Origin of the sequence: Acinetobacter entericus, from assembly GCF_026168575.1 — a bacterium.
Lineage (GTDB): Bacteria > Pseudomonadota > Gammaproteobacteria > Pseudomonadales > Moraxellaceae > Acinetobacter > Acinetobacter bouvetii.
In genome coordinates this window covers 19043-40090 of the sequence record NZ_JAPEQW010000024.1, presented here as the reverse complement: position 1 = coordinate 40090, position 21048 = coordinate 19043, and the positions used below count along the sequence as shown (strand labels likewise).

25 protein-coding genes are annotated in these 21048 nt (G+C 43.7%); 10 read left to right on the top strand and 15 right to left on the bottom strand.

Going from position 1 to position 21048, the window contains the following annotated elements; genetic code table 11:
* Nucleotides 1–3: 3 nt before the first annotated feature.
* The 10 genes from OKC24_RS15600 to OKC24_RS15555 all read right to left on the bottom strand — a co-directional run bounded on the left by OKC24_RS15600 (nt 4) and on the right by OKC24_RS15555 (nt 10339).
* Nucleotides 4–642, bottom strand: a complete 639-nt coding sequence (locus tag OKC24_RS15600; RefSeq protein ID WP_131275920.1) for a hypothetical protein — start codon at nt 640–642, stop codon at nt 4–6.
* A gap of 169 nt (nt 643–811) precedes the next feature.
* Nucleotides 812–2701, bottom strand: coding sequence for a M48 family metalloprotease (locus OKC24_RS15595; protein WP_130147392.1), 1890 nt, complete (start codon nt 2699–2701; stop codon nt 812–814).
* 91 nt (nt 2702–2792) lie between these two features.
* Complete coding sequence (purF, locus tag OKC24_RS15590; protein ID WP_005010598.1) at nt 2793–4334, bottom strand: amidophosphoribosyltransferase; 1542 nt, start codon at nt 4332–4334, stop codon at nt 2793–2795.
* A gap of 24 nt (nt 4335–4358) precedes the next feature.
* Nucleotides 4359–4943, bottom strand: a complete 585-nt coding sequence (locus tag OKC24_RS15585) for a CvpA family protein (RefSeq protein ID WP_130147394.1) — start codon at nt 4941–4943, stop codon at nt 4359–4361.
* Nucleotides 4944–4948: 5 nt separating this feature from the next.
* Complete coding sequence (locus OKC24_RS15580; protein WP_131275921.1) at nt 4949–5950, bottom strand: quinone-dependent dihydroorotate dehydrogenase; 1002 nt, start codon at nt 5948–5950, stop codon at nt 4949–4951.
* Between the two features lie 512 nt (nt 5951–6462).
* Nucleotides 6463–6942, bottom strand: a complete 480-nt coding sequence (locus OKC24_RS15575) for a type II secretion system protein M (RefSeq protein WP_130147398.1) — start codon at nt 6940–6942, stop codon at nt 6463–6465.
* On the bottom strand, nt 6942–8081 hold the full coding sequence (gene gspL, locus OKC24_RS15570; protein ID WP_130147400.1) for a type II secretion system protein GspL: 1140 nt from the start codon (nt 8079–8081) through the stop codon (nt 6942–6944). The genes OKC24_RS15575 and gspL overlap by 1 nt, the downstream gene beginning before the upstream one ends.
* A 30-nt stretch (nt 8082–8111) precedes the next feature.
* Nucleotides 8112–8567, bottom strand: a complete 456-nt coding sequence (locus OKC24_RS15565) for a SixA phosphatase family protein (RefSeq protein WP_130147402.1) — start codon at nt 8565–8567, stop codon at nt 8112–8114.
* An 88-nt stretch (nt 8568–8655) separates the two neighbouring features.
* On the bottom strand, nt 8656–9729 hold the full coding sequence (locus OKC24_RS15560) for an NAD(P)H-dependent glycerol-3-phosphate dehydrogenase (RefSeq protein WP_130147404.1): 1074 nt from the start codon (nt 9727–9729) through the stop codon (nt 8656–8658).
* 37 nt (nt 9730–9766) lie between these two features.
* Nucleotides 9767–10339 carry a nitroreductase family protein gene (locus OKC24_RS15555; protein ID WP_130147406.1) on the bottom strand — a complete coding sequence of 191 codons (573 nt, stop codon included), beginning with the start codon at nt 10337–10339 and terminating at the stop codon, nt 9767–9769.
* Between the two features lie 215 nt (nt 10340–10554).
* On the opposite strand from OKC24_RS15555, the gene OKC24_RS15550 reads away from it, so the two are divergent.
* Entirely contained in the window at nt 10555–10938 is a 384-nt protein-coding gene (locus OKC24_RS15550; RefSeq protein WP_130147408.1) for a hypothetical protein, read from the top strand.
* Between the two features lie 71 nt (nt 10939–11009).
* Here OKC24_RS15550 and rhlB read toward each other — a convergent pair whose 3' ends face one another.
* The gene (rhlB, locus tag OKC24_RS15545; RefSeq protein WP_130147410.1) at nt 11010–12161 is read right to left on the bottom strand and encodes an ATP-dependent RNA helicase RhlB; all 1152 of its coding nucleotides are present in this window, start codon (nt 12159–12161) and stop codon (nt 11010–11012) included.
* Nucleotides 12162–12261: 100 nt separating this feature from the next.
* Entirely contained in the window at nt 12262–12474 is a 213-nt protein-coding gene (locus tag OKC24_RS15540; protein WP_004648643.1) for a cold-shock protein, read from the bottom strand.
* Between the two features lie 382 nt (nt 12475–12856).
* On the opposite strand from OKC24_RS15540, the gene OKC24_RS15535 reads away from it, so the two are divergent.
* The 7 genes from OKC24_RS15535 to OKC24_RS15505 all read left to right on the top strand — a co-directional run bounded on the left by OKC24_RS15535 (nt 12857) and on the right by OKC24_RS15505 (nt 16816).
* A complete protein-coding gene (locus OKC24_RS15535; RefSeq protein ID WP_130147412.1) occupies nt 12857–13090 on the top strand; it encodes a sulfurtransferase TusA family protein in 234 nt (77 codons plus the stop codon).
* A gap of 143 nt (nt 13091–13233) precedes the next feature.
* Entirely contained in the window at nt 13234–14103 is an 870-nt protein-coding gene (rpoH, locus tag OKC24_RS15530) for an RNA polymerase sigma factor RpoH (protein ID WP_131275922.1), read from the top strand.
* 122 nt (nt 14104–14225) lie between these two features.
* A complete protein-coding gene (locus OKC24_RS15525; protein ID WP_131275923.1) occupies nt 14226–14459 on the top strand; it encodes a hypothetical protein in 234 nt (77 codons plus the stop codon).
* Nucleotides 14460–14611: 152 nt separating this feature from the next.
* Complete coding sequence (locus OKC24_RS15520; RefSeq protein WP_131275924.1) at nt 14612–14977, top strand: DUF423 domain-containing protein; 366 nt, start codon at nt 14612–14614, stop codon at nt 14975–14977.
* Between the two features lie 19 nt (nt 14978–14996).
* A complete protein-coding gene (gene thiS, locus OKC24_RS15515) occupies nt 14997–15194 on the top strand; it encodes a sulfur carrier protein ThiS (RefSeq protein ID WP_131275925.1) in 198 nt (65 codons plus the stop codon).
* A gap of 11 nt (nt 15195–15205) precedes the next feature.
* On the top strand, nt 15206–15988 hold the full coding sequence (locus OKC24_RS15510) for a thiazole synthase (protein ID WP_131275926.1): 783 nt from the start codon (nt 15206–15208) through the stop codon (nt 15986–15988).
* A 168-nt stretch (nt 15989–16156) separates the two neighbouring features.
* Nucleotides 16157–16816, top strand: a complete 660-nt coding sequence (locus tag OKC24_RS15505) for a hypothetical protein (RefSeq protein ID WP_165499119.1) — start codon at nt 16157–16159, stop codon at nt 16814–16816.
* A 40-nt stretch (nt 16817–16856) separates the two neighbouring features.
* Here OKC24_RS15505 and OKC24_RS15500 read toward each other — a convergent pair whose 3' ends face one another.
* From OKC24_RS15500 to OKC24_RS15490, 3 genes are all read right to left on the bottom strand, one after another.
* On the bottom strand, nt 16857–17171 hold the full coding sequence (locus OKC24_RS15500; protein ID WP_130147422.1) for a putative quinol monooxygenase: 315 nt from the start codon (nt 17169–17171) through the stop codon (nt 16857–16859).
* Between the two features lie 21 nt (nt 17172–17192).
* The gene (locus tag OKC24_RS15495; protein ID WP_265465990.1) at nt 17193–17774 is read right to left on the bottom strand and encodes an NAD(P)H-dependent oxidoreductase; all 582 of its coding nucleotides are present in this window, start codon (nt 17772–17774) and stop codon (nt 17193–17195) included.
* 167 nt (nt 17775–17941) lie between these two features.
* Nucleotides 17942–18553, bottom strand: a complete 612-nt coding sequence (locus OKC24_RS15490; RefSeq protein ID WP_005010644.1) for a glutathione binding-like protein — start codon at nt 18551–18553, stop codon at nt 17942–17944.
* Nucleotides 18554–18764: 211 nt separating this feature from the next.
* Here OKC24_RS15490 and OKC24_RS15485 point away from each other — a divergent pair, with 211 nt between their 5' ends.
* Nucleotides 18765–20210: a SulP family inorganic anion transporter gene (locus tag OKC24_RS15485; protein ID WP_130147426.1), complete on the top strand. Its 1446-nt coding sequence runs from the start codon at nt 18765–18767 to the stop codon at nt 20208–20210.
* Between the two features lie 94 nt (nt 20211–20304).
* Nucleotides 20305–20733, top strand: coding sequence for an EamA family transporter (locus OKC24_RS15480; RefSeq protein WP_130147428.1), 429 nt, complete (start codon nt 20305–20307; stop codon nt 20731–20733).
* Nucleotides 20734–21048 lie beyond the last annotated feature (315 nt).

Here is a 21048-nt window from a genome sequence, read left to right as displayed (position 1 = left end):
TATTCATGATTCCTTCATTTTATTTTGCATAAATTGCCAAAGGCGTTTTTTCAACAAAGGCTGAGTCAGCATCTCCTGCAGTGAAGCCAGCTGAATAGAATAGGATGCCTGCAGGTGCGGAATTTCCCCTAAGCACAGCACATTTTTTTCTGTGCTGAACACATCTAAAAAGCCTTGTATATAAGATGATGCGCCGCGGCCATCCTGCATGTTCTGCCAGGCAAATGGCCATTGCAGATGATGAAATTCTGCAGAAACGGCACGCTGAATATTGCGCCATAATTGTTGCTGATCAGCTGTAATCGCAGTTGCATCAACCAGCAGCACGCATTGCGGCAACACCATTGCCTCAATTGAAAAAGCAGGCACGTACATTGCCGAAACTAAGTTTTCTTGCACTGCAGCGGGTGCTGTTCGCTGTTTTTCCGCCTCAGGAGCTGAAAGCACAGGCTCTTGATGGACAGGCGGCCGTTCCGGCTGTTCAACCACAGCAGGCATGTGCGGCAGAATGATTTCCGAAATAGCTTCTTCAGGCGCCTGATCACGCCATATAGCAGGCTGATGCTGCTGACACAGAGCATCCTTAGGAATCCAAATATCAATTCCCAACGCTGCCATTATGTCACGCTGATGCCCCATCATGCTTTCATCATCACCAAAATTCTAGCCAATATTCTATCGAGATTAGGCGCACTTTGCTGTACTTTTATTTTAATTCAGCTTAAATGGTGCACATCGTCAATTATTAAACCGGATCGCCGCGACCAAAACCCATTTGACAGATACCAACACCATAGCTTAAAACCATAATTCAGATAATCATCAAGCTGTTTTTCTTTTGCATTAAATCAATCATTTCATCAGTTTCAAAACCTAAGCGCCAATACAGCAGCTCCAGCACATCCAGCTCATCCTGCGTGATAATCCGGTCATTCCATAAGCAAATTTCCGCAACAGCCAAAATACTGAATCGGTCGCGGAGTAAAAGCCCTGCAATATCATTTAGAATTTCCGCCAAATCAATGGGTTCATCTGAAATTTCGCTGTAACGCTCCAGCTCTTTTGAACTTAGAATACGCTTAAGAATTTTTTCACGCACTTCCAGCTGACTATCACTGTTAATTTGCTGCACATGCAGCAAAGCATCAATCAAACGCACAATACTGGGCTTTACATCCTCTAAAGCGGTCGCCGTATGAATAGGCATCAGGTTCAGCTCAAACTTTACCCGCTCGAGCAGCAAAGCATCCAGCAACCCAATTTCACCATCTTCCTGAATTATGAGCGCTAGCTTCATAAGGAACTGTCTTGCAATTGTTGCCGGCATACCGCCAATGTTTTTACAGGCTTCTTTAAAAATAGCAATATGCACCCGGCCATCCAAATTCAACAATGAATCGACAATAGCGCGGCTGACTTCCGCTTCCGTCGGAATAAATTCCCGATACTGACGGATCATTAAAATCGCTACCATTACTTCACGCGACCCTGTAGCCGTCTGCATCGCCCGGACAATCAGCTCAGGACGCTGCCAATTGGTGCGGATTTCAGGCTTTAAAGGTTTAATCGCATCTTTAATGGCAAAACTGATTGGCGACAGCCGCAGCAAAGGCAAAGGCTGAGGCGAACTCCAAGGAATCGTAACATCCGGACTGACTTCTTCCAGCGAACGGAATAAGCTAAACAGCAGCTGATTTTTTAATTTTTTTAGATTTTCCAGCTGTAAATCCTGAATGACACCCGGATTCAACTCAAAAATGCGCTGCGCAATACTGGGATGAATATTCATCCAGTTTTGCGGGCTTAATGCGTTGGCAAAACACATATGAGAGATGGATTCAGCATATTCACTGTGAATTTGAGAACCTGAGTGATGAACATATATCCGCAGCAGCGTTTGAATATTGGCATCATTTTGAATTAGACGCTTGGTCTTTTGGTCATTTCGGTAAGTGCGCCCGCCCAAGGTAATAAACTTAATAAAGCGGGTAATCAGTATTCCTAAACTCCCTGTAAGCCAAATCAGCGCGCCAATGGCTACAAATACGGTTTCAAATTTATTTTCACGCACATAGCCGTTATGGTAAAAACCGCGTTTGGCAATTTTACTGCCCCACTGGCTGAATGTCGTCAAACCGCTGTATAAAATTTTAAGGCGGGTATTTTCAGCAGCCTCACCCGACAAAATTTTATTAAACTCATGGCTGAGCAAACCATACAATTCCATTTCATCTAAATTCTGCATTGCCCCCCATGTTAAAATGATAACGGTATCTCGCGGGTAAAAGCCCGCAGTTAAGGCATTCACTCCAACTTCATACGGCAGCACATATAAAGCAGGCATATCAATTAAAAATGTATCCGCCAGCTGTTCTGTAATTTTAAGCGCCGCGCTTTCTTCAGGAATGCTTTCAATCAGGCTTAATCGGCGCGCACCCAGCTGCTTTGCCAACGAGTGTCCGCCCATTCTAAAAACATAAAATTCATAAATGACAGAAACCGACATGATCAAGATCAGCAGCGCAATTAAATATGGGCTGAGCATATGCCAATAAATTGATTGGGTTGAATCTACATAAAAAACCAATAAGCCCACAATTGTGTTAATCAGCACAATCGTTAAAAGCACGGCAACCGCACAAATCGAAGCGGACCAAAACATATTTTTGTTTTTTATAAAAGCATAGCCGACTTTTCTCAATGCAATCCCTTAAAACAACATTGTCTTTTGTTTAACCATCATAAATGAAAAAAGCGGGAAATTCCCGCTTTTCATAGAGATTTTGAAGCGATTACTCTTCGCGAACCCCTGTTAAGTCAACCGATGCCGCATCAATATTGACATCAATATATTTGTCATTGTTTTCCAGCTTCGCCGAATCGCTGCGCTGCTTCTCCAATGCATCCAAATAAGCTTCATCAATGCCGCCCGCAACATACACGCCATTGAACACAGAACAGTCAAACTCTTGAAGTTCAGGAACTTTCGTCGTGCGCACAGCCGCTTTTAAGTCTTCCAGATCCTGAAAAACCAACCGGTCCGCACCAATAATTTCACGGATTTCTTCAACACTGCGGTTTGATGCAATCAGCTCAGATTTAGCAGGCATATCAATGCCGTATACATTTGGATATTTCACCATAGGCGCAGCAGAGGCAAAGAATACTTTTTTCGCACCCGCGTCGCGCGCCATCTGGATAATTTCGTTACATGTTGTGCCGCGGACAATAGAGTCATCCACCAGCAAGACATTTTTGCCTTGGAACTCCAATTCAACAGGGTTCAATTTTTGGCGAACTGATTTTTTACGCAACTGCTGACCCGGCATAATGAAGGTACGGCCGATATAACGGTTCTTCATGAAGCCTTCGCGGAATTTCACACCCAACGTATTTGCCAGCTCAAGCGCAGAAGTACGTGATGTATCCGGAATTGGGATCACGACATCAATATCATGCTCTTCACCCCATTCACGCAAGATTTTCTGCGCAAGTTTCTCACCCATTTTTAAACGGGCTTTATATACTGAAATGCCGTCAATGGTTGCATCTGGACGCGCAAAATAAACGTATTCAAAAATGCATGGGCGATATTCAGGTTCTGATGCGCACTGTTTAGTGAACATCTCACCTTGTGCCGTAATGAAGATCGCTTCGCCGGGCGCAATATCACGCTCAACTTTAAAGCCAAGGGCAGTAATAGCAACCGATTCAGAAGCAATAATATACTCTTTGCCCTGCTCTGTTTCACGAGAGCCATAGATCAGCGGACGAATACCATTTGGATCGCGGAAGCCCACCAAGCCTTGCCCAGTAATCATCGTAACCACAGCATAGCCGCCTTTGCAGCGCTCATGCACACGGGAAACCACATCAAAAATGTCTTCCGCTGACGCAGTCAATTTGCTGCGTTTTTGCAGCTCATGCGCAAAAACATTGAGCAGTACTTCTGAATCTGAATCCGTATTCATGTGGCGCAAATCTGTTTTAAACAGGTCCTCATGAATTTCTGCCGCATTGGTTAAGTTGCCGTTATGCGCCAATGTAATGCCGTAAGGCGAGTTTACATAAAATGGCTGGGCCTCAGCACTGCTTGAAGAACCCGCAGTTGGATAACGCACATGGCCAATACCGTAGTTCCCCTGCAAAGCGCGCATATGACGTGTATGAAACACATCACGCACCATGCCGGTGTCCTTGCGAAGGAATAGGCGACCTTCATGGCAAGTTACGATCCCAGCGGCATCTTGTCCACGATGCTGTAACATCGTTAATGCATCAAACAACATTTGGTTAACGGGTGATTTACCAGCTATACCAACTACTCCACACATAGCAACCTCGCAGACAAGCTAGGATTAATAAAAAGGATTATTTGTTGACTTACCTTCAGACGGCGGTTTTTTAGCAGCCGCTTCAGATGAAAGCTCCGAAGACTTTGGCTGGTCTTCAGAATGAATATGATGCATGGCTTCATTGGCAGCATCTTTGGACATTTGCGCAGCCCAAGGTGCATATGGCAATAATGCTTGAATAAATTTTGATTGCTTCCAGTGCGGTGAACTTTCCACCCAAGGCCCAACGCCTTGAATGGTAATCAGCACCACCAGCAAGCCCTTTAGGCCTCCAAATACACCGCCTGCCAAGCGGTTTAATGGACCTAATTTCAGGCTTTTTAAAATACCGTTAAGCAAGGATGTGGCTATCCATGTAAGGACAACAATCACCAGTACAATAAATGCAAAGGCCGCAATCTTTTGAACCACTGGATCCGAACTGAGCGCAAGCATCGAAGGCGCCAAAATGGATGCATATTTTGCCGCAACAATTAATGCCAGAATCCATCCTGCCAAGTTCGCAAAGGCTTTAATAAATCCTTGACGCAAACCGTTAAGCCCTCCAATGAGCAATATAATCAGTATAAAGATATCAATGGCATTCATAATCTTTATAGCGCGTCGACGCAGTCTTTAACAAGCCTAGGCCCAGTATATATGAGACCGCTGTAAACTTGTACAAGGGTGGCGCCGGCATTCTTTTTCGCCACAGCATCTTCGCCTGACAAAATACCACCTACCCCAATTAATGGAATTTGACCTTTCAGCGCTTTCGCAAAAGCTGCCAAACATGCTGTGCTTTTTGCAAATACAGGAGCGCCAGATAAACCGCCTGCTTCATCGCCATGCTTCAGGTTTTCAACGCCTTCACGCGACAAAGTCGTATTCGTCACAATCAAACCGTCTATTTTAAATTGCAGCAATTGATTACTGATGAACTGAATATCTTCCTGTTCTAAATCAGGCGCGACTTTAAGCACTAAAGGAACATAATGCTGATATTCTTCAGCCAATTCAAGCTGGCGCTTTTTCAGAGTTTCCAGCAACTCTGTTAAAGCATCGCCGCTTTGCAGGCTGCGCAGATTTTTAGTATTGGGGGATGAAATATTGACAGTAATATATGATGCGTAATTATAAACTTTTTCGAGGCAAATCAAATAATCATCGACCGCATTTTCAACCGGTGTCGCTGCATTTTTTCCGATATTAATGCCCAGCACACCTTTAAATTTAGCGGCTTTGACATTTTCAATCAGCTGATCTACACCATCATTATTAAAGCCCATGCGGTTAATGATGGCTTTTGCTTCCGGCAAACGGAAAAGGCGGGGTTCAGGATTGCCTGGCTGAGGCTTTGGCGTAATGGTGCCAATTTCGATAAAACCAAACCCCTGAGCTGCCAAGGCGTCAATATAAGCGCCGTTTTTATCAAGACCTGCCGCTAAACCAACCGGATTTGGAAACTCAATACCCATGCAGGTCACCGGTTTTTCAGCAACGGCCTGACGCATCAAGCCCATTTTATAGGATGATTTCAAAAGAGATAATGTCAGCTCATGTGCACGCTCCGGTGCTAAAGAAAACAACAAAGGGCGGGCAAGAGAATACAACATATCGGCAAAAGTCTACTGCTTTTTAAGTCGCCATATTATAGGCATAGCCGCACTAAAACACCATGCTTGATAAAAGCTTATTTTATAAAGTTCTGATTTTATTGTTTCAATAATATACAACTTCATTCGATATTCTTCGCGGCATAATGCCGGAAAGAATATCCATCCAATTAATCATTGAATCCCAGCCGAACAAAGGAACTCATACCATGGCCGGCATTTGCTGAAAAAACCGCCTTTAAATACATATTATGATCAATAGTTACAGCGGACACACCCATCGCGATGACCTGTTCGCCATTATAGATAGATGTGCCGATGGAGAGAGCTCTTACCGGCAAGCAACTGGCTACGTAAGTTCCTATTGCTAAGGCACTTGCACCCCCGCATTTGCTGACTTATTAACACTGAATAAACAGCTTTCCAGACCCGCCCTGCTATCAATGTACTTTTGTGATGCAGCCAGTGCATCCGCACTCCCCCCGCAGCTTCTGATCAGGCATCGACACGCATTAATGCACAACCGCAGTTAATTTAATCTGACCCGCTTCAGAGTTTAACTCCATTTTTTCAATACTCAGGCCCATCTGCGCCATTTGGGTTAAAAAGTTAGCCAGCACAGCATAATTTTCATGCATGACTGCAATTTGAATTTGATCGTCAGACTGCTGTGATGCAACCGACAGCCCCTGCTGCTGCGCGGCCCGCTGCACCTTATCTGCAACGGATAAAACAGTATCACCTGCGGGTTTCATCGTCACAGCATTACTTTGCATCCAGACCATCGTATCTTTCAAATCATTGAGGCGCTTTTGCTGATATTCCGCCGCTTTATGCATATAAAAAAGCGCAGAACCCGCCGCCGCAACAATGACAAAAGCCGCTGTAAACACCACCATCACCCGCTCGCGCACAGAGAGGCCATCCAGATAATCAGTAATCTGTTCAACACGCTGATCAATACGATGCTGTAAATTTTCTAATGCTTTCATTATTGTATTTTCACCAATCCCACCACACCGGAAGCGCTGGGCTGAATATTCCCCAATTCAGCTTTAAAGCCCTGCTGATTCAGCTGCTGGATTAAAGTTTGCAGCAGCTCAGCTGAGCCTGCTTTCAGTTCCATATTTAAGGCCGATGCGTCGTAAGATACACGGTTTGCCGTAATTTGCTGCTGCATCAGCAAAGGTCCAACACGGCTAAGCAAAGATAAAGCCTGCGTACTGCCTGTTTGGCTTTGACGCAATTGCGCCTCAAACTGGCTTTTCAAGGTTTGCTCTGTTACCGGATAGCTTTGACCAAACCAATATTTAAACTGATCAACCGCCTGCACTGCCATCGCATTCGCCACTTTTTTGTTTTGATGCCAGCGCACAGCATCATAACTAAACTGCACCACAAGCAGCCCAATCAGCACAGCAGCGCAAGCTTTCCAATAACCCGATACACCCTGCTGATTTTTTTCTTTCGGCAGCACATTAAATGGATGCTGCTTAGGCTTTTTAATAACAGGGACTTCATAGTGGAAACTTTCTATCTGCTCTGCCGTCACAACTGCCTGCAGGCTATTCATCTGCTCTGCTGTTAAATTTGTAATCTGATATAAAGGCTGGGTTTGCTGATAATCTAAAAATAGGGATAAATCATCGACCGTTTTCCCCAAAAACTCATTTTCACGAACCAGCAAATGACCATTAATATTCGCTAAAACAGTTTGCCCCGCTTTCGGCTCAGGCAGCAGCAAAAAATCTGGCAACAATGATGTCACATTCACAGGAATTAAGGTCAAAGCATGCTGCAGGGTTTCCACCTTAGCATTCGCGATGCCAAAAACCGTTAACTGCTCCGGATTTTGAAAATGGTGCAGCACTTTCATCAAGTCCAAAGGCAAAATAACGTACTCTTCCAGCAAGTATTTCACGCCATCTGCGCCGAGTTTTTTATACTGCGCCTTAGAAAAACTCTGCTGAATAATCTGTGCATCCCTGCTTGGAAAAAAAACGGTTGCTTCTTTACCATGATGCTCTTTCAGATCTTGAATTAACTGCTCAAGATTAGAGGACTGTTTCCAGCATTCTCCATCCGACCACTGCCAAACCCCATTGGCTTCAGGTGTCCATAAATACAACATCGGTTCTGTTCTGCCGTTATAATTAATTTATTATGCCGTTGGTATAAAGCTTTTAATTTGTGTCGATAGTCCTGGCGCAATCACCGCCTGCTCATAAATTCGGGCCTCTGCCAGCGCAAAAGGCTGAAACGGCTCTGACCGCAATATAGATGCAATATGTGCGACTATGTTCATGTGGCATACCACAGCAACAGATTCATAAGGCAGATGCGAAAGCCACTCCACAGCCGTGCGCCCATCATCATCGGGTTTAATTGTATTGCAAATCACCACAGGCACTTCTGGAAAATGCTGGCTCAAATGCGCAAGTGTTTCCTGAGCGCGAAGCAAAGGACTCACCACAAATACTTCAGGCTGAATCACGCCTTTCAAAAAAGCTGCTGTTTGTTCAGCTTGCAGATGCCCTCTCGGCGTTAACGGACGCTTGGCATCATCCCCCATAACCGGCGGCGCTGCTTCCCCATGACGAACTAAAGTCAGTTGCATAAAATTTCCTTTTTTCTATGCTGCATTATATCTTCTATACATGACAATTCATGCTGTCATTCTCAACAAAAGGAATATCACCTTCAAATTAAACCTGCTGATGCGGCAAGACAAATTCCACATCACTGCGGTGGCCATTTTTCATTAATGACAGCGCAATACTCAGCGGCGGTGCGCCTTCAAAAATCACATTATACAACGCGCTGGTAATTGGCATATATACATTCAATTCTTCTGAACGCGCTTTCACTTGAACAATAGTATTGATCCCTTCCGCCGTTTGGCCCAATTCCTGCGTTGCCTGCTCCAGGCTTTTGCCCGAACCCAATGCATAACCCACTTGGTAATTGCGGCTCAGCGGACTGCTGCAGGTCGCAAACAGATCACCCACACCAGACAAGCCTAAGAAGGTTAATGGATTTGCGCCAAGCTCGACTGCAAAACGGCTCATTTCAGCCAAGGCGCGGGTTAAAATCATACTTTTGGTATTTTCACCGACACCGTAAGCAGCCGCCATTCCCATTGCCACAGCATAAATATTTTTCAATGCCCCGCCAAGTTCCACACCATGCACATCATCACTGGCAAATACACGGAATAATGCGCTATGCAAAGCTTGCTGTACAGCGTAGCGCACCATTTCTGACTGGCTGGCGATGACTGTTCCCGCTGGCTGCCCCGCAACAATTTCTTTTGCCAAATTTGGACCAGACAGCACCCCATAAGGAACTTCAGGCAATACTTCACGGATAATATCACTCATAAAGCTGAAGGTTTTTGCCTCAATACCCTTGGTTAAAGACACGACCGCCTGAGAGGTAATAAAAGGCTTAATCTGCTCCAGAACACTGCGGAAGGAATGGCTCGGAATTGCCACAAAAATTATGTCGCGGCTGCACACAGCTTCTTCTAAATCCGAAGTCGCGCGAAGTCCTGCTTCAAGCTGGAAATCTGGAAGATAACGCTTATTGATATGTGATGTGTTGATATCTGCCGCCGCAGCTTCATCACGAATCCAAATCATGGTATTGCAGCCATTGCGCACTGCGGTATTGGCCATTGCCGTACCAAAACTGCCGCCGCCCAATACTGTCACTCTCAACGCTGTTTTATCCGCTGGCGCAACTGGCTCAACCAAATCTGAAAATTTAAGTTCTGACATTGTTTTTATTTCCCAATACGTTCAATTTAAACGCTTATTATTTCCAATCACTGACAAATTCTGAAACATTAATGGCTGAACGCGGCGGAATCGCCTTGAATGCCGTTCCAATATAAATAATCCCTGCAATTAAATCAGATTCATTCAAGCCCAAAGATTGTTTGAACAGTTTAGACTCAACCACTGCGCCGCTGCGCCACATGGTCGAAAAGCCTTGCGCCTGCAGTGACAGCAGAAAATTCTGTATTGCTGCGCCAGAACTTAAAATTTGTTCAAAATGCGGCACCTTGGGATGATCCTGCAATTTTGTTAAAGCCAGAACCAGCAATGGCGCCCGAAAAGGGTGATTTTTCACCCGCTCCAGCTGCGCTTCTTCGGTTTGTCCTGTATCCGCCAGCGCTTGCGAAAGCAGCTCGCCAAATGCCTCACGCTCTGATTCCGCCACCACAACAAAACGGGTCGGCTTTAACCGGTGATGATCTGGCGCTGTCAATGCCGCAGCAAAAGCCATTTCCAGTTGCGCAGCATTGGGTGCAGGCTCAACCAGATGCCCAATGGATTGGCGCTGATGAATATTTTGATGAACTGTTTCAACCGCAATATCTGACATTGATTTTATATATCACTTAAATAAGGCTAAACTCAAGATTAGCATATTCTCAAGCACTTACTCCATATGGAATAAATCTGTCAGTTTCAAATTTGATAAGCATCTACACCATACAGTTCATCAATGAAAAGCAGCACAATTTATACAGCTTTTATGCATCGATTTTTCAAAGCTATGTTCAAATAGATAAATTCTTAATCACAACGGGGAAAATAATGAAAAATCAATTCGTCATCTGCTCTTCTATCGCTTCAACGCTTTTACTCAGCGCCTGCGCATCCAATACGCCAACACAGTCTCTCGCTATTCAAAAAGCCAACAATCAATATGAAGTGACAGGTGTCGGAAAATCCGCACTGATTTCTAAAAATAATGCCATCAGCGCAGCCAACAATACTTGCGGCAAAAATGCAGTACCCGTGATCTCTGATGAAAAAAGCGAATACAATGGCGCCTTAAAAGGCGTGCTGGATGAAAAAACGGGGCAAATGGTGCAAGCTGCAGCCAGTGTTTTAGGCACTATTACCGGCAACAGCGGCAATCTCAGCAAAGATGATGATTACCAAACGGTACTGACGTTTACCTGTAAAGCCAAATAATTCAGATACAGCATGTTTCGCGCTTAAAATAAAAAAACCGCTCAATGAGCGGTTTTTTTACCATTACAGAATCAGCAGTAACCTTCCAAGCGGGTTAATGGCAATTTCTGTCCAATGGCTTTTTCAATTTCCGGCAGGTAAAAAGCATCGTCTTCTGACAAGAAGCTGATGCTGACACCGCGCGAACCGGCACGGCCAGTACGCCCGATACGGTGTACATAATCATCGGACTGTTCCGGCAGCGTATAATTAATCACATGTGAAACACCATCCACATGAATACCGCGGCCTGCAACATCGGTTGCAATCATAATATTGTGCTTGCCGTTTTTAAACTGATCCAGCATTTTCAAGCGCTTGTCCTGTGCAATTTCACCGGACAGCATGACCACTTTATAGCCATCTTTTTTCAAATGATCGTATAGTTTGCGCACTTGATCCCTGCGGTTGGCAAAGATCATCACTTTTTCAATCGGCTCGTCACGCAAAATCTCTTCAAGCAGTTTGTATTTATCTGATTTTGCAACCATATACACACGCTGTTCCACATCTGCATTGGTTTTCTTTTCAGGTTCAATTTCAACAGTGACTGGCTCAAACAGCCACTGCTGCGCCAAGTTCAGCACGTCATAGCTGAAAGTCGCAGAGAACATAAGCGTCTGGCGCTGCTCTTTGCGCGGCGAAAAGCGCACGATGCGCTTGACTGACGGAATAAAGCCCATATCCAGCAGACGGTCTGCTTCATCAATCACTAAAAATTCAATTTGATCCAGCCAAACTTCTTTTTGCTCGACCAAATCAATCAGGCGGCCAGGTGTTGCCACAATAATATCAACAAAGTTTTTAGCCAGCTGGGCTTTTTGCTTATCAAAATCGACCCCGCCCAGTAAAGTTACTACATGCAGGTCTGTAAATTTTGTTAATTCTTTTGCATCGCTCTCAATTTGCAAAGCCAGCTCACGCGTAGGCGCCAAAATCAGCGCACGAGGTTCTCCGCGGAAACGCTGCGCCTGAATCGGGTTATTCAGCAGATCATTAATTACACTGACCAAAAATGCAGCTGTTTTCCCTGTTCCCGTTTGCGCACGGCCAATTGCATCATGCCCCGCTAAAGTATATTTCAAAACTTTTTGCTGGATTGGCGTCATTTCCTTGAAACCCAAGGCGTCAATTGCCTGTTTCAACTGCGGATGTAAATTTAAGGTTTCAAAACCAGATGACATATAAATGCGCTCGAACGTTAGTAATCACAAAAAACTTGGAACAGTATAAACAAAAAACGCCCCAATTTACATTGGAGCGTTTTTAAGACCTTTTAGACGATTAGTCTAAAGGCTGAACTTCTTCAGCCTGGAAGCCTTTTTGACCTTTTACTACGCTGAATTCAACGCGTTGGCCATCACGAAGTGAACGGTGACCGTCACCTTGGATAGCGCGGAAGTGAACGAATACATCGTCGCCGCCGTTACGTTGAATAAAGCCGAAACCTTTAGTGTCGTTGAACCATTTAACAACGCCTTGTTCACGTGCTGTCATAAGTTAATCCTCATTGTATAGCATAAAAAGGACAACCCGGTGTTGCAAACAGCAGAGCAAACAAGTTTAAAAATCTTTTTATTTCTAAGCTTGTAATCATTCTGTAAAACTATTAACAAAATCCCGGTTACATCCATTTGAAATAGGGCGACAAACAACTTTTGCTTATCTGAAATCCTAAATTCGGATCGAGCTTAACATGGGTTACTGACAAATAATAGAATTTTTTTCATCAATCTTAATTTTATCCTATAATTTTTTCATAAGCTTCGAGTTTATTTTACTAATGAGCCATTTATAAAAAAATTCAGCCTTCTTGGGGTTTGGCATTCAATTTGCTAATATTCATGTTCTTTTTTAAAAATCGTGAACGGATTTTAAAATGAGTGAGAATTCAGCTGCCTGTATTATTGTGGATGCAATGGGCAGACCTTGCCCGATGCCCCTGCTGATGCTTAAAAAGGCGCTAAAAAGCAATGCTGGGAAAAATTTCTTATTAATGTCGTCAGACCCGCATAGCCAGCAAGATGTTTCACGCTACTGCCAACTGCACGCATTAAGGTGTCAGCCTAACAAAATTTCTGATTTTGAATATCACTACTTAATTGAATCTTAAATATTTTCGTTTAGACTAAAAGCTACCTCAATCGTATTAAAGTTTACATTTCTCTACCCAATTTCCCATAATTCAGGTAAATATTGGATTAAGATAAAACTTAATTATTGGGCGAGAACCCATTTGACTCTTAAGGAGAACACATGCGTGACAGCAGCAATCAATTGATGCCCCTGTCATTATCAGCACCTGGGGTGAATCTTGGTGCTTATATCAGTACTGTCAACCAGATTCCTATTCTTACAGCTGAACAAGAAAAAGAGCTGGCAGAACGCTATTACTATGATCAAGATTTAGACGCAGCTAAAATGCTGGTCATGTCTCATTTGCGTTTTGTTGTTCATATTGCACGCAGTTATGCGGGTTATGGCCTGCCGCAAGGCGATTTAATCCAAGAAGGCAATTTAGGCTTAATGAAAGCTGTAAAGCGTTTTGACCCGAATATGGGTGTACGTTTAGTGTCTTTTGCGGTGCATTGGATTAAAGCTGAAATTCATGAGTACGTGATCCGCAACTGGCGTATTGTCAAAATTGCGACAACGAAAGCGCAGCGTAAATTATTTTTCAACTTGCGCAGCCTAAAAAAGTCATCTAAAAAATTAACATTGGCAGAAGCGCAGTCTATTGCAAAAGACTTAAATGTAACTGCTGAACAAGTGCTGGAAATGGAAGGCCGTTTAACGGCTTATGATGCCGCATTTGAAGCGCAAGGCGATGATGATGATGAAGGCTCAACCCATGTGGCGCCTGCTCTGTATTTAGAAGATAATCGTTATGATCCAGCGCGTCTGGTCGAAAATGAAGACTATGAAGAACAGAGCACGTCAGCATTGCATGACGCAATGGAGCAGCTAGATGACCGTTCCCGCAATATTTTGCAGCGCCGCTGGCTGGACGATGAAAAGTCAACTTTACATGAATTAGCGGCTGAATATAATGTTTCTGCAGAGCGCATCCGTCAGCTTGAAAAAAACGCAATGGAAAAAATTAAAGTCGCGATGTCATCGAACTAAAGAATTAGACTAATTAAGCTTCTATAAAAAAGCGCTTCGGCGCTTTTTTATTGTCTAATTTTTCTTATCCTGTGCAAAAAATAATGACACCTGTATGTATTCAATAAAAATAAAGGGTGGCTATGACCGTTATATATCAACAAAACTCTGCGCTTAAAAAAAAGAGTCAATGGCCCGCATGCTATCCGGCACCCATCTGCAACTTCTATTGGCGGCATCCTAGTGCGCGCAGTCAACAATCTGACTTATGCAACGGCTGGAAATCTGCCAGCTTAGCGCAAGCTATTGCCTTTGATGCAAATGGCGCAATGTCCTACAGCAATGCCCCTGTGATGGTTTACACCTCTGGCCGCTGAATTTCAGCTTTATTGAAGATTTAACATTCAACACAAGTGCGCACATATGCACTTGCGTTGAATTCTGGTATAAAAAATGGCAGTTTTCGGCTTACCCGCCTGCCCTAAATATGCTATGGTGGAGCGCAAATTTTACCAAGGGCATCTTGTGTATGTGGATTGGAATTTCTGCAATTAACCTCGCTCTAGCCGTGATGCTTGGCGCATTCGGCGCACACGGTTTTAAAAAAATTGCATCGCCTGAACAGCTTGCCTGGTGGCAAACTGCAACAGATTATTTCTTTTATCATGCCTTGGGCCTTCTAGCCTTAGCCATCATCAGCAAAATCATCCCGCAGCTTCCAATAAAAGCCAGCTTTTGGCTGATTCAAATGGGCATCCTCTTTTTTTGCGGTTCACTCTATGTCATGGCTTTAGGCCTGCCCCGCATATTAGGCGCCATCACCCCGATTGGCGGTGCGTTGATGATTTTAGGCTGGCTAATTTTGGCTTGGAACGCATTTAAATTCGCAAAATAACCCCATAGAGATTTTTTGCATGCACATCTACCTAAATGGCGAGCCACAGCAAACTGCTTGCCGCAATTTATTGGAACTTATTCAAGACCTCGCACTGGAAGGCAAGCGCTTTGCCGTCGAGAAAAATGAAATGATTATTCCTAAAAGCAGATTAGCACAGACCGCCATTTGCGATGAAGATCGCATCGAAATAATTCATGCCGTCGGCGGCGGCTAAATGGAGTCCCCATGGAAGACACTTTTAAAATCGGTTCACGTACTTTCAATTCTCGCTTATTGGTCGGTACGGGAAAATATAAAGATTTGCATGAAACAGATTTAGCCATTCAAGCCAGCGGCGCTGAAATCGTGACCGTGGCAATCCGCCGTGTCAATATTGGCCAGCATCCAGATCAGCCGAACTTACTGTCCGTTGTCCCGCCTGAGAAATATACAATCCTGCCAAATACAGCAGGCTGCTTTGATGCTGACAGTGCAATCCGCACCTGCATGCTGGCACGCGAATTGCTGGATGGCCATAACCTTGTGAAACTGGAAGTGCTGGGAGATGAAAAAACCCTTTATCCCAATATCACTGAAACACTGAAAGCCGCTCGAACACTGATTGAAGACGGCTTTGAAATTATGGTCTACACCTCAGATGACCCTATCGTGGCTCAGGAACTTGAAAGCATGGGCTGCGTGGCCATTATGCCGCTGGGCAGCTTAATTGGCTCTGGCCTAGGGATTTTAAATCCGCACACCCTTTCAATTATCAAAGAAAATGCCAAAGTTCCCGTATTGGTAGATGCTGGCGTAGGGACAGCCAGTGACGCAGCGATTGCCATGGAATTAGGCTGTGACGGTGTACTGATGAATACGGCGATTGCCGCCGCGCAAAATCCAGTGCTGATGGCTTCTGCAATGAAAAAAGCCGTCGAGGCTGGACGTGAAGCATTTTTAGCAGGCCGCATGCCGCGCAAGCGCATGGCTAATGCCAGCTCGCCAGAAACTGGGTATTTCTTTAAATAATCAGCAAAAATACTCAATAAAAGGATTCTTCGGAATCCTTTTATACTGGATTGCTTTCAAATTTTATTTTTAGCATTTTATATGCTGCTGTGTGTTTGATAAAAATTTCAAAAGGGACAAAACATGCCATTAAAACAACGAATCTTCTGTTTTATTGCCGCATCTTTAATGATCAGCAGCATTTCAGCACAAAAACCTGCTTCAACAAGCTATCAGTCCTTTATTCCTAAACATTGGAAAGTCCTCAAAACAACCCAAGGCGACTTGAACCGTGATGGACTGCCCGATCTTGCTGTCATTATCGAAGATACTGACCCGAAAATGATTGTCTTAAATGAAAACTTGGGCAGCGACAAACTCAATCTGAATCCGCGGAAATTGATGGTTCTGCTGCAGTCACAGCAGGGCTATCAGCTGGCTGCCAGCAACCAAAGCTTGCCGGCCGAAGGTGATGCCGATGCTCCTTGCCTCGCCGATCCATTGGGCGAAGGTGAAACCTTAGTCATTCAGAAAGGCCTGCTTAAAATCAGCTTCCATTATTGGCTCAGCTGCGGCTCATGGTACGTCACCAATCAGACCTATACCTTCAAATATCAAAACCATGCATTTAAATTGATTGGCCTGGACAGCAATGACTTTCATCGCGCATCAGGCGATATCAGCGCACGCAGTATCAATTTCTTAACAGGAAAAGTGAAAAGCACATCTGGAGAAAATGAGTTTTCAGAAACTGCGCGGCCCATTAAAGTTGAATGGTCAAAATTAAAAAACAAATATTCACTGAGCCTCGAGCAAATACAATTTAATGAACATGATGAGTTTGAGTAAAATAGCCCTGCGGCAGGGCTATTTTATAAATGTAATCAACTCACATCACTTGTTCCAGTATGCGCACTTGAACCTGCAATACAGCACCTTGTATTGCCTCTTGATGCGCTTTCATATTAACGCTGTGCATATGCGTTTCCAGATCCTGCCGCGTTTCCCATTTTTCGTACATAATAATGGAATATGGAACTTTCGCCTGCATAGCGCTTTCACCAGACAGATCATCAATATAAATGTCATAGCCATAGCAGCCCGCTTCCTGTAAAACCCGCGGACGGATCTTTTTAAATGACTCAAGCACTTTGACAAAATCAGTTTCTGCAGCACATATAATTTCTGCAACAACAGTGAGCATAATAGTCTCCTTGATTGCCAATTAAGCAAAAGCCTGTATCAAATGTTCACGGTATTGCGCTTTGTAAGTTTCGACAGCTGGCGCCTTAATGACATCATTTGCAATAAATGTCGGCAACGCCTGCAGTCCTAAAAATTGATTGGCTTTATGAAACGGCAGATACACCCCATCCACACCCGCACCATGAAAGAACTGGTCAGGTTCATTAAATACCGTCATCGGCGCATTCCAGGTTAATGACAGCATATATTTTTTATGCTGAATTAAACCGCCGGAACCATATTTTTTAGAGGCATCAGAACGCGATCTGCCATCACTTGCATATAAACTGCCGTGTCCTTCAGTAAAAACATCATCAATATATTTCTTGACTGTCCAAGGTGCACCCATCCACCAGCCTGGCATTTGGTAAATGACAGCATCCGCCCAAAGAAAATTCTGCACTTCATCCTTCGCATCATAATTGGAATCTGCACGGGAAATTTTAACCTGATGCCCCAAATCAGCTAGAACAGATGCCGCTAAATCAGTCAGGGTATCGTTCAACTCACCATTTGAATGCGCAAATGTTTTGGCGCCATTTACAATTAAGATGTTACTCATGTCTAAGCCTTGAATATTAAGTACTGCAGGCACTATAGCGACAATCAATGCTGTTAAAAATTCCCGAATACGCAAAATATTATTGATTAAAAATCAGCAATCAAAATAATAGCCATAAAAAAACGCCCAAGGGCGTTTTTTTATCATCTGGCGTTTTAAAGCTTTTTTTAAGGAATCAAACCTTCATCCCGCATCGCAATTTGCACAGACTGGCGCGCGGCGACCTTATTGCGGAGTGCAATAATATTTTTATACGGCGTTAAATCATGGTGAATCAAATTCGACCAGTTTGTTAATACAAATAGGTATGCATCCGCTGGCCCAAAGTTATCATCCACCAAATAGTCATTGTCTGATTCGCTGATCGCTTTATCAATATAGCTCAACAAGCGGTCAATTTCTGCATAGCCTTTTGCCTTGGCTTCATCATTAAGCGGCGCGCCAAAAAACACCGCATAGGCATCATGCAATTCTGAGTTTAAATAGCCCAGCCATTCCAAGACCTTGGCGCGGCCCAGACCCGACGGCGGGATTAAATCTTGCTTAGGATCATGCTGTGCGAGAAACGGTAAAATTGCAACATTTTCAGTAAGGATCAAGCCTGGATTAATCTCTAAAGCCGGGACATAGCCCTTAGGATTAATTTCATAATAATCTGCGCCCTTTTCTGTTTTATGTGTTTTTAGATCGACGCGAACCAAATCAAAATCAACATTAATTTCATTTAGAATAATATGCGATGCCAATGAGCAAGCGCCTGGAGAATAGTAAAGCTTCATATCTGATCCTTGTTATTACACTATTAACTGTTTTAAATCGCTTCTAACAAACTTTCAAGTGATCACACCTATAAATTGCAAAAAAGCGTAAATGGATAAAAACCTTTACGCTTTGAATATTGTCTAAATTACAGCTTTTTTCAAGTGAATCTGCGATGCAATTTTGCTTCATGATGATTTACCATACGCCTGATTTAATTTTGATGAAAAAATTGTGGTTTTTAAAAAAGAAGAGTGGTTTTCCAATATACGTACAGATGTACTGGCAGGATTGGTCGTAGGGCTGGCGCTGATTCCTGAATCTATCGCTTTTTCCGCTATTGCTAGCGTAGACCCGCAAGTCGGCTTGTATGCGTCGTTCTGCATTACAGTCACCATTGCCTTTTTAGGCGGACGTCCCGCCATGATTTCAGCAGCGACTGGCGCTATGGCCCTGCTGATGATTACGCTAGTCAAAGCGCATGGTTTGCAGTATTTGCTGGCCGCTACGGTATTAACAGGTGTGATACAAGTGATTGCGGGGTTTTTTAAAGTCGCTAAGCTGATGCGCTTTGTCTCGCAAGCTGTTGTGTATGGCTTTCTCAATGCGCTGGCCATCTTAATTTTTGCAGCGCAGATTCCTGAAATAAGCCAAATGGATAGCTTAGGCTATTTATTTATGGCACTGGGCCTCGCGATTATTTATCTGTTTCCATACATTCCTAAAATCGGCAAAACCATTCCTTCGCCACTCATTTGTATTGTTGTTCTAAGCGGTTTAGCACCGTTGCTGGGCGCGGATATGCGCACCGTCAGCGACTTAGGGCAATTCCCAGATACCTTGCCGATTTTTCTGATTCCAGAAATTCCGCTGAATGTGGAAACCTTGCAGATCATCTTGCCCTATTCTATAACCTTGGCCACTGTCGGTTTGCTCGAAACTATGATGACCACAACAGTCATTAATGAAGTGACAGGCACAGAGGGCGACCGCCATCGGGAATGCCGCGGGCAAGGCTTGGCCAATATCGTCAGCGGATTTATGGGCGGCATGGCTGGCTGCGCTATGATCGGCCAATCAATTATTAATGTTTCTTCAGGGGCGCGCACCCGTTTATCTACTTTAGTGGCAGGCGTTTTTTTACTGTGCCTGGTGGTATTTTTTAAAGACTGGCTGGCCTATGTGCCTATGGCGGCTTTAGTCGCGATTATGGTGATGGTGTCTTTTACCACCTTCCAGTGGGGCTCAATCAAGCAATTCCGCAAGCATCCGGCTTCTTTTAATGCGGTAATGATTGCCGTAGTCATCATTGTGCTGGCAACGCACAATCTGGCTTTGGGTGTGTTGATTGGTGTCTTGCTCTCTGCCCTGTTCATCATTAACAAACTGGAAGGTGAAGTCAAAGTGCAGTCTGAGCTGATTGGAAAGGTCCGCAATTACAGTATTTACGGACAAATCTTTTTTAGCAGCTCAGATAAGTTTTTTCAATTTTTCAATTTTAAAGAAGATATGCACAAGGTCATCATTGATCTGACCCATGCCCATATCTGGGATATGACTTCAGTGAATATGCTGAATACCGTAGTGCAGAAGTTTAAAGATCAAAATATTGACGTAGAGATTGTAGGATTAAATGAAGCCAGCAGCACCTTAATGGACCGCTGCAATCCGCTTTAGTTTTTTACTAAAATAAAAATGAAACCATTACTGCTATCATAAATAAAACAACCTATGCGATAGCAGTTCAAAACTAAAAAATATAGGCAACAATATGAATATGAATCATTGGCTGGTGTGGGCTACATTATCTGCCTGCTTCGCCGCCTTAACTGCTATTTTTGCTAAAGTAGGGTTGCGGCAGATCGATTCTGACTTGGCAACACTAATTCGCACCGTGATTATTGCATTTGTATTAAGTTTATTGGTTTGGGGCTTAGGTAAGTGGCAGAATCCCTTGCTGCTCTCAGGCAAAACGTGGCTGTTTTTAACATTATCTGCTTTCGCCACTGGCGCATCATGGCTTTGTTATTTTCGCGCCCTACAGCTGGGTCAGGTATCGCAAGTGGCACCGATTGATAAGCTCAGTGTCGTGTTGGCAACCCTATTTGCTGTTCTTTTTTTAGGTGAACGGCCCAGCGTTCAAGAATATCTAGGGATCATCCTCATTGCCCTTGGCGTACTCACTATTGCATTAAAATAAGCGTTCGATATTTTTTAATGCCTCCAGAATCTAAGTTTCCTATAAAATTATGATTACGCCTTACTCATACACCTTATTGTTAATCTGTCAAATGTCTAATCGCAAATTTGACCAAGCAGCGTTGGTTGCCCTTATGGCAATAAAGCCAGCAGCACCTTAATTGAAATCCAACTTCACCTTCTTGAAATTGCAAAACAGATGTGCAGAATCTGTTTCCATCCAAGCGGCAGCAACAGCCCTATCTAAGGGCTTTATTGAACGCTCACGTTAATTATCTATATATTTTTCCTAAAAAAAATTATAAATTAAACATTT